At 39.5% G+C, this 7,460-nt stretch carries 5 protein-coding genes; 4 read left to right on the top strand and 1 reads right to left on the bottom strand.

The genetic code is table 11. The features are described from left to right. The first annotated feature begins 155 nt into the window (after positions 1–155). From R3333_RS10750 to R3333_RS10735, 4 genes are all read left to right on the top strand, one after another. Positions 156–2,039, top strand: a complete 1,884-nt coding sequence (locus R3333_RS10750) for an LTA synthase family protein (RefSeq protein ID WP_318958798.1) — start codon at positions 156–158, stop codon at positions 2,037–2,039. Continuing rightward, positions 2,032–2,904 carry a diacylglycerol kinase family lipid kinase gene (locus R3333_RS10745; protein ID WP_318958797.1) on the top strand — a complete coding sequence of 291 codons (873 nt, stop codon included), beginning with the start codon at positions 2,032–2,034 and terminating at the stop codon, positions 2,902–2,904. The genes R3333_RS10750 and R3333_RS10745 overlap by 8 nt, the downstream gene beginning before the upstream one ends. A gap of 1 nt (position 2,905) precedes the next feature. Continuing rightward, positions 2,906–3,355, top strand: coding sequence for a DUF1569 domain-containing protein (locus tag R3333_RS10740; RefSeq protein ID WP_318958796.1), 450 nt, complete (start codon positions 2,906–2,908; stop codon positions 3,353–3,355). A gap of 66 nt (positions 3,356–3,421) precedes the next feature. Then, a complete protein-coding gene (locus R3333_RS10735) occupies positions 3,422–4,384 on the top strand; it encodes a hypothetical protein (RefSeq protein ID WP_318958795.1) in 963 nt (320 codons plus the stop codon). Positions 4,385–4,844: 460 nt separating this feature from the next. Here the strand turns inward: R3333_RS10735 and R3333_RS10730 are convergent, their stop codons facing one another. Further along, positions 4,845–7,355 carry a gliding motility-associated C-terminal domain-containing protein gene (locus tag R3333_RS10730; protein ID WP_318958794.1) on the bottom strand — a complete coding sequence of 837 codons (2,511 nt, stop codon included), beginning with the start codon at positions 7,353–7,355 and terminating at the stop codon, positions 4,845–4,847. Between the last annotated feature and the right edge of the window lie 105 nt (positions 7,356–7,460).

Raw genomic sequence — 7,460 nt, 5'->3', positions numbered from 1 at the left:
TAGACGGTACAACCTACGAAGTGCACTGTCACGAACACTAAAAAAAACAAAAGGACTAGATTTATTTCTGGTCCTTTTTTGTATCTACTCATTTTGTGTTCATTTAACGTTTTTAGGCGTTTTAACTTGCAGACTTTTTACTTATCTTCGCCCTTATGAAGGCGAACAAATTTCTTCCCAAACAGGTAGTAGCATACTTCCAAATGTTCGGTATCGCCCTCGTTCTTTTGAGCATTACTCGTATTATTTTCTTTTTTGCGAATTACGCCAGTTTCGAGGCGTGGGTTTTTAAAGATTTCATTGTGGGAATATGGTTCGATATTATTTCCGTATCTCTTTTATCCTTGCCGCTTTTTGTGTGGACCAATCTCCCTATGAAAAAGGCGTTCAAAGAATCCTTAGTCCATAAAATCATCCAGTATTTTTTATTCCTAGTACTCGTTGTCGGAATATTAGCCTTCAACCTCATGGATGTAGAGTATTTTAAGTTCACGTCTAAAAGATCTACCGTAGATTTATTTAGCATTCTTGGAGCTGGAAATGATTTCAACCAGCTTGTTTTCTCCTTTATTAAAGATTTTTGGTTGCTTATTTTGTGCTTTATTCTCTTGTTGATACTTTCTATTATTACCTATAACAAGACCATAGGGAAAAGAGAAATAACGGAGGTAGAGTGGACCAAAGACAGTATCTCTTTTGTAGCAATCTTAGGTTTGCTTATTATTCTAGGAAGAGGAGGAGTTGGCTTGCGTCCTGCAGGTATTTTGAGTGCTGCGCAGTATACAAGTATGCAGAAAACAGCCTTGGTACTCAATACACCCTTCACGATGATCAAATCCTATGGAAAGAAAGGATTTACAAAGAAAAATTACTTTACAGAAGATGAAATAAGCCGTAAATTTTCTCCCAACTATCCGTTAATGCATGCGCAAAGTTTGCCGGAGAACACAAATGTGGTCGTACTTATTTTAGAGAGTTTTGGAAAGGAATGGATAGGTCCTAAATACACGCCGTTTTTGGACTCATTAATGCAAGAGTCGCTTTATTTTAACCAAGCTTTTGCCAATGGGAAAAAATCCATTGAGGCCATGCCTTCTATTTTCGCGGGTATACCCAGTTGGAGTGATAACCCTTACATTTCCTCACCCTATGGAGATAATAACATTGCCACGCTGATTACAGCTTTAAGCAAGAAAGGGTATAGCTCCGCCTTTTATCATGGGGCTACAAATGGTTCTATGCGTTTTGATGAGTTTTCTTCTTTAGCAGGTTTCCAGCATTATTACGGGAGGAATGAATACCCTAATCCCGAACATTTTGATGGTACATGGGGAATATTGGATGAATTTTTTAATCCTTGGGCCGCAAAGAAAATGAGCGAATTATCCCAACCGTTTGTCACAGGATTATTTACGCTTTCCTCTCACCACCCCTATTACATACCCGAAGCTTACGAAGATCAAATACCTCCCTCTAAATATCCTATTGCACGTTCCGTGGCTTATGGAGATATTTCGTTGCGCAAATTTTTCGAGCAAGCCCAAAAAGAAACTTGGTACAACAATACCCTTTTTGTTTTAGTTGCAGATCATACCCCATCCGGGAGTTCTAGTTATTACAAACACAGAATAGGAATGTACCAAATTCCCATTGTTTTCTTTCATCCCCAAAAGTTATTGGGTACGGGACTTCATCCACAAATCATGGATCAAATAGATATTTATCCTTCTTTGATGGATGTCTTAACAAAGGATAAGGCAATGTACGCTTTCGGACAAAGCTATGCAGATACCAACAATGCAGAAGCGCTTTATTACCTAGAAGGAACCTATATGTATCTGAAGAATGGATACATGCTAAGTTTTAGTCAAGATGAAGCGAAGGCACTTTACAATTATCAATTAGATACCTTAGCACGACACGATTCTTTAAGGTATTATCCGCAAATAGTGGAGGAGATGACAGAAGATATTAAGGCGCGTATACAAGTATATAACAATGATATTTTGTCTAACCAAATGAAGTTGGAAGATGAGTAAAAGCATACGCTTCATTATTAATCCAATTTCTGGTGTAGGCAAGAAGAATAAATTGCCTGGACACATTGAAAAGTATATAGATGCCCAAAAGTTTAAAACGAGCATCGTTTATACCCAACATAGAGGACATGCTACCGCGCTCACGAAAGCTGCCGTAGAAGAGGGGGTTGACATCGTTTGTGCGGTGGGTGGTGATGGATCGGTACATGAAATAGGTACGGCATTGATAGGTACAAACGTTACTTTAGCTATTTTACCTTGTGGTTCTGGGAACGGTTTTGCGCGTCACTTAAAAATTCCTCTTCAATTGGTAGAGGCGCTGAAATGTATTAATGAGGAACGCTATAAAGTGGTAGACACAGCTCAAGCCAATGGAAAGGCATTCATAGGAGTAGCTGGTTTTGGTTTCGATGCGTTTATCGCCCAAAAGTTCGATGAATATCATCAGCGAGGATTATGGAGTTATATCAAATTAGTGGTAAAATCGTATTTCAATTATCATCCGGGTAAAATTGAAATAGCAGGTAAAAGTTATAATGACCTACTGCTGTGCACAGTAGCCAATGGTTCTCAATTTGGAAATGGATTTTGTATTGCTCCCCAAGCAAGTGTAGAAGATGGTGAATTGGAAGTTTTTATGTTGAAACAGTTTCCTTTTTACGCTATTCCATCCTTAGTGTGGCGCTTTTTTAATCGAGCAATAGATGGCTCCAAATACACGCAGTTTATCTCAATTAAAAATGTAAATTTAAAATTGGAAACTGCAATTTTTCACCTAGATGGTGAACCACTTGAGGGAGAACGCAATATAGCAGTGAGTGTAGTGCCTAAGAGTTTAAATGTAATCGTAGGAAAAAAATATTAAAATGTTTGTAGAACCAACTGTAGAAAATGTAATTAAATATTTGGGTACGCTAGACCCAGAAACCAAACCTTTGTGGGGGAAGATGAGTGCGCAACGCATGATAGAACACCTTACCGATGCCGTGCAGATTGCAACAGGTAAAAATCCACAAAATCAAATCATTCCCGATGAGAAATTACCGGGTATGTTACGCTTTTTAGATTCTGATAAAGAAATGGCTAGAGATGTTCAAGTTCCTTTTGCCAAAGAAGGGGAAGCCTTACGTCATTCAGAAATAGAATTGGCCTTAGACGAATTGGTGGAAGAATTAATTTATTTCGAAGAACTTTATGCAATGCAAGAAGGTCTAACGCAAATTCACCCGTATTACGGACCGCTAGATTACGCGCAATGGACGCGTTTGAATAGCAAGCACCTTACACATCACTTTAAACAATTCGGTTTACTGTAAATCGAGGGGATTTTAATAAGTGTTAAGGCAAGCTTTTTGCTAAAGATACGTTGACAGTTAAAGCAGATGAATTCAGAAACGGGTGAAAAGAAAAGAGAATATAGATGGATGAAACGCCTTTTGGCTTTTGTCTTGAGCTTCTTTTTTACCTTGCCCGTCTTCATGTTTTTTTACCCGCTTATTCCAACCCTAGAGCTCCCTGTAGGTAATGGAATTCGACTCGATCAGTTGATACTTTTTATGTTCATCTTTTTTCTGTTGTATTTCCTTATTTATAGCCTCAAAAAATATTACCTCTACATAAGTATAACCTTAGTGGTGGCCATAGGCTTGGCGCACATCACGGGGATGTATTCCATCCAACGCTTTAGTGCAGATTACCAAAGTTTGCTCACCAACCTCGAAAAGGTTAGTGAGTCTTCTAAATTTGTAAATAAAACAGTTCCCTTTACGCGAGAAGAGCTGCTGCGAGAAGCCATTGATTATAACAATCCCGAACTCATCGACTTTGCCAGAAACATTGCCACAAAACACTTTCAGGAATACCAAGCCCTGAGTAAAGACAGGCGATGGATACAGTATTTTTCTGTTTTCAAGGAAATAGAAAATAAGTGGATTTACGTGTATGATCCGCTCTACGAAGAGTTTTTTTCCAAGGCTTCTAATACAGCCAAACAGTTGAGCTACAACGATAAGTTTAAAGGAGATTGCGACGATTACTCCATCATCATAGCCGCATGTATTCGCGCCGTAGGAGGAGAGGTCCGTTTGGTGAGAACGAATGTGCTTTTAGACGATGGCAGAACGGTGGGACACCTTTATCCAGAAGTTAAAATTGGCGATAAAAAGGATTTGGAAAACGTGGCTTACCTCTTGCGTAATTTGCTCTTTCCCAAAGAAATTAAAAACAAACCCTTGCGCTATTTCCTAGATACAAAGGGAGATGTTTGGCTCAATTTCGATTATAACGATCACTTTCCCGGAGGTCGTTACCAAAGCAATATTCGAATTTCAGAATTAAAAGTTTAAGCTGTCTTTTTAGGCCCTTTGTTCCCCCAACGCATTGGGGTGCCACCGTGCTTTCCAGTATACGCTTCGGTCTAAAGCCAAGTACAAAATCCCCTTTTCCGTGGCTTCTATGGTCGCCCCAAAAAGTGCTTTGTACTAAGCTTCATCCTTCCAGGGTGCCCTTCCAATCACTAAGGGAGGGGGGATTAATAATTCAAAGATTCACGGTTTTGTAGTTTGAGTGTTTGGTTGTTTGATAGTTTGAATGTTTGAATGTTTTGTGGTTGGTCTCTCGGCTTTCGCTCATCTCGACTCCGCTCGATAACCTCGGTTAATACTACTCTTTAATTATACATACTAGGTTTCCGAGCGGAGCGGTGTGGTGAGCGGAGTCGTACTATCGAGGAGCCGGTGTTTTATGTAAGAACCTAAGTTTTTAACATCCACCTCTCTACTCAAAACTCACCCACAATACTCATATTTAGTACTGTACATTCACAAACCCCGTTCTCATCAAACGCTCGGCATTTTGTGAGGTGCTCACATCTATTTTCCACGTATAGGTTCCTGTGGGTACTAGCTTTCCTTTGTAAGTTCCATCCCAAGTAAAGTTGTAGTCAAAACTTTCGAAAATTAGGGTGCCGTGACGGTTGAAAATTTGTACGTGGAAATCTTTGGTGTCTATTCCATTTACAGCTACACTCCAAGTGTTGTTGCTTTGGTCGCCATTGGGGGTGAAGGTGTTGGGAGCAAACAGACTAAACTCTGGTGTGATGTTAATAGCTTTGCGCAAAGTATCCGTACAACCGATTTCATTGAAAGCGATGAGTTCTATTTGGTATAGACCAATTTCACCTTCTTCAAAATTAGCGGTTGGATTTTCCAACGTGCTACTTGCAGGTTGTGCATTTTCAAAACTCCAACTGTAATATGTGGCATAACGCGAAGTGTTGGTAAATAGTACTTGAGTTGAGAATTCAGTGATGTCGTTGTTAAAACTAAAGTTGGCAACGGGATTTTCTACGACTTCTACAGTAAGGTTGGGCAATGTATCCTTACAATTATCTGTAGTAGAATAAGTCAAACTCACATCAAAAATACCGGTCTGATTATAGGTGTAATTCAATGGATTTATATCATTTAAAATGCTTCCGTCTCCCAAATTCCAAATCCAATTTTGCACTAGGGGTGAAGTTGTAAAACTTACGTTGACTTCTCCCGGATAACAGAGTAAAGTATCATTTACATTCATGTTTAAACTCGGCATAGGGTAAGGTGAAAAACTGAAAATATTGGTGTCTGCTGGGGTTTCACAAACATCTTGTAGAATAAGTACAAGTTCATCTTGACCTGTTGGAGAAAAGTCTGTTGTAGGATTGGTGCTAACTTCTTGTCCGCCATATTGCCAACTGTACGTGTAATTCGGCAATCCTCCAGAAACAATACTGTTTAAATTTAGTGTTTCCCCTTCGCAATAGTCTATGTTTAAAGGTGTACTTAAGCTTAGACTATCCAAAACAGTGATGAATACACTGTCCGTATTTGAGCTACAACCTATAGAGTCTGCAGCGTAACAGTTTATCCAAGTAGAAGAATCTGTTATGAAGTTTTGTGTAGAACTGCTATCGGAAGGAAAAGGCCAGGCGTAGTTTTGAACCACGGTGTTGTTGACCACAGCTTCGAGTTGAGCGCTTCCGTTGAGACAAATGGTTGTGTCTTGCAATACTTGAAGTTGCGGGGTGGGGTGGGTGTAAATGTACACCGAGTCTATTCCCGTGGGACAAACTCCATTGTTTTCGAATAGAATTAAAAGATCGTTATCGGGTTGAGAAGCGTAGGAAATATCTAGGGTATCTGGGGCAGATAGGTAGTCGTTGGTATCTGTTATTTGCCACAAGAAGTAATTCGAAGTATCGCTGAGTTGAGCGCTCAATTGTGCCGTATCACCTTCACATAAAAAGAGGTCTGGTCCCGCATTAGGCGTTGGAGGAGAAGCAACATTTATTGTAAAACTCAAAGTATCATAGACGGTTCCATTTTGAGACACCTCAACATTATAGGTGGTAGTATCTGTAGGCAACACTTGAAACCATGGAGCGTAAAGACTATCCACAACATCACTGGCATTGTTTAAAAAGGTAAAGGTGTAGGTGTCATCATAACCATTGTAGGTGTTGCTCAACTCTACCCAAGCGCTATCTCCTAAACAAATGTTTTGGGGTACTGTCCAAGGTTCGCAGGTAAAAGTAGCTGAGGTAGTAGAGTTTTCGTTGCCGGGTACAGCGTTCCCGACATATAGTTTGGGTTGTTCAAAAGGGATGCCATTGGTGTCTGTTCCTGTAGTGCAACGAATCATTAGAAGAAATTCATCCCCTGCATTTACGTAAATGGAGGGTTCTATACGTGCGGGATAACAATCGCCATAAATACTTGGAGTTTCTAACATACCTGTATTCCCCGTTTGAGAAAGCACGGCACCTTGGTAATTGGTAAAGTAAAGGGTGTTACAAGAAACGGGAGCAATTTGGTTATTAGTAATTTGATTGCAAGTAGAGTTGTACGGAGTTTGGTTTTTCGGAAAAAGAATCCAAATTGTTCCTCCGGGAACCCCATTATTTGGAGGGGCTCCAACTAAACCATTAAAAGGCCAACTTTTAGATTGGACCATGAAATTTAAAAATCCTGATGTTTTTACTGCTAAATTTACCCAGTATATTTTGTCAAAGTTTACTGAGCAACCATTAAAGGCATTAGGGGTAGTTGGATTAATACTAGGAAAAGAGGTTGTGTACAGATAAGGTTGAAAATATCCCCCTATAAAGTAATTGCTATCGTCATAGTTGTCTCCATAGTAACACCAAAAGGGTGAATAAATGTCAATAGAGTCGCACACATCAACAGCATCATAGCAACTCGGTGTAGGGATTTGAGCTTGGCTAAAACTGATAAAGTTTACAAGAGTTATTACTACGATGGTGGTGATCAAGCGCATGCATTAAAGTTATAAAAAACTGATTAAAATCTTAAGAAATTAGTGGATGGAAAGTTTGAGAGGGTGTCTCTCGACTATTGCTCGAGAACCTAAGTTTGAATGTTT

The organism is Lishizhenia sp., from assembly GCF_033720595.1.
Classification (GTDB): domain Bacteria; phylum Bacteroidota; class Bacteroidia; order Flavobacteriales_D; family Crocinitomicaceae; genus Lishizhenia.
This window is presented reverse-complemented; position numbering and strand designations above follow the sequence as displayed.

Excerpts from the sequence above, each read along its gene's own strand:
- R3333_RS10750 (WP_318958798.1), top strand. The coding sequence starts at position 156 with ATGAAGGCGAACAAATTTCTTCCCAAACAGGTAGTAGCATACTTCCAA.
- R3333_RS10735 (WP_318958795.1), top strand. The coding sequence starts at position 3,422 with ATGAATTCAGAAACGGGTGAAAAGAAAAGAGAATATAGATGGATGAAA.
- R3333_RS10740 (WP_318958796.1), top strand. The coding sequence starts at position 2,906 with ATGTTTGTAGAACCAACTGTAGAAAATGTAATTAAATATTTGGGTACG.
- R3333_RS10730 (WP_318958794.1), bottom strand. The coding sequence starts at position 7,355 with ATGCGCTTGATCACCACCATCGTAGTAATAACTCTTGTAAACTTTATC.
- R3333_RS10745 (WP_318958797.1), top strand. The coding sequence starts at position 2,032 with ATGAGTAAAAGCATACGCTTCATTATTAATCCAATTTCTGGTGTAGGC.